The organism is Rhodococcus sp. 14-2470-1b, from assembly GCF_002259415.1.
In the GTDB taxonomy this organism is placed as follows: Bacteria; Actinomycetota; Actinomycetes; order Mycobacteriales; family Mycobacteriaceae; genus Rhodococcoides.
The window spans coordinates 1-1,896 of sequence record NZ_NPFY01000071.1 but is presented as its reverse complement, the minus strand read 5'-3'; the positions used below and the strand labels follow the sequence as shown (position 1 = coordinate 1,896).

Sequence of the window (1,896 nt, the reverse complement as noted above, 5' to 3'; positions counted from 1 at the left end):
GTAGGCGCGGAGCAGTGTGGCGATCAGGGGCGGGGTGGACCAGCCGTCGGTGATGGCGTGGTGGATGGTCAGGATGAGGGTGTGCTGGTCGGCTGCGGTCGTGACCGCGGTGACACGCATCAACGGCGCCTCGTCGAGCGCCAACGGGATCGTCCGGTCTGCGTCGATGATCGCCGCGATCGCGTCCGTGTCGTACGTATCGATATCGGTATGCGAAAGAGTGACGGTGGCATCGGTGGGGATCACTGCGACGTATTCGCCGTTCGCAGCGGGTGTGATCGCGGCCTTGAGGTTGGGGTGTGTGTCCGTGAGTCGATCAAGGGCGATGCGGAGCCTGTCCAAGTCGAGCAGCCCGGTCACCGTCACCGCAGTGTGGGTGAGGTACACGTCGGTACCGGACACAGCGCTGAGCATGGATTCGAAGACCATGCCGTGTTGGAGTGGTGTCAGTGGTTGGACGTCGGTGAGGTCGCCGTAACGCTCTTCCCATGCGGTGACGTCGTTGTAGGTGAGACCGGTGGCGGTGAAGTCGGTCAGTGAGCGTCGGCTGCGGCCGGTGTAGGCGGCGAGGCATCGCAGCGTGGCTGTCCACAACTGGACGAGTTCGTGTGCTTGTTCGGTGGTGAGAATTTTCTCGGCGTAGGCGAAGGAACCGTCGAAGACGGTCGCGCCGTCGGCGTCCGACACCGCGGCGATGTTGGCGTCGACAACTGCGGCGGCGGGAAGCTCTGCGGGCACGTGTCCACGGATGCCCGGGATTTCGGGGGCGCTGGTCCAGGAGCGGTCACCAGCTGTGCCGCTGGTCAAGTTTCCGAGGTAGTTGAATCCGATGTCCGGAATGTTCTGTGGGAGAGCAGCTTCGGTGTTGAGGTGGGTGAGTATGCCGTAGCTGATGCCGCGGTCCGGGACGCGTGCGAGTGTGTCTTTGATGCGTAGTACGGCGTCGGCGGCGAGGTGGGGGTCGGTGAGTGTGTCGATCGGGTCGAGGTCGGTGAGGTCGGCGAGGATCGGGTACCAGGTGGTGAACCAGCCGATCGAGCGTGAGAGGTCTGCTCCGGGGACGAGGGTTTCCTGGCGGCCGTGGCCTTCCATGCCGATGGTGACCGGTTGTGGTTCGAGGCCGTGGCGTGCGCGCCAGCCGCCGGTCGCGATGGCCAGTGCGGCGAGCAGGATGTCTTCGACGCTCGCCGAGAGGGCGGTGGTGATGTCGCCGATGAGGGTAGCGGTGAGGTCGGCGGGAACCGTGACCTCGATCTGTTCGGTTGTGGCGTGAGTGTCGCGCTCCGGGTCGACGCTCCGCTCGCCGAAGAGGGGGTGTGTGGCGTCGGCGACGGTGTTCCAGTGCTCGAGTTGGTCGGTGAGGTGGGGGTCGCGTGCGCGTTCGGTCAGTGCGTGGGTCCAGGTGGTGATGGAGGTTCCGGCGGGGAGCAGGTCGTCTTCGGTGGCGCCGGTGTCGAGTGCCCAGGCGTGTGCGAGGTCGTCTTGAAGGATGCGCCAGGAGACTCCGTCGACGGCGAGGTGGTGGATGACCATGACGAGGCGGCCGGTGGCATCACCGGAGGTGGTGCACCACATTGCGCGCCAGAGGACTCCGTTCGTCGGATCCATCTGATCGGACATTCGGGTGACGAGGTCGTCGACTGTCGTCAGCCATTGCGGACTCGACCAACCGTCCGACGTCGTCAGCGATTGGATCGGCGATTCGACCGTTGTGGAGGGAAGCGTGAACTCCCAGGTTTCGGAGCGGCGAAGGCGAGCGCCGAGCGTGGGGTGGGCTGTGGCGATCCTGTTGAGGACTCGGTGGAGGGTGTCGGTGGTGAGGTCGGGTGGGGTGGTGAAGACGAAGGATTGGGTGAAGTGGTCGAAGCCGGGTCGGTCTACGTAGCGGGCGGCGAT

The 1,896-nt window shown here is 65.3% G+C and carries 1 protein-coding gene; it reads right to left on the bottom strand.

All coding sequences use genetic code 11. The features are described from left to right. A partial coding sequence (locus CH293_RS27775) for a condensation domain-containing protein (RefSeq protein ID WP_255123022.1) occupies positions 1-1,896 on the bottom strand: 1,896 nt, incomplete at both ends.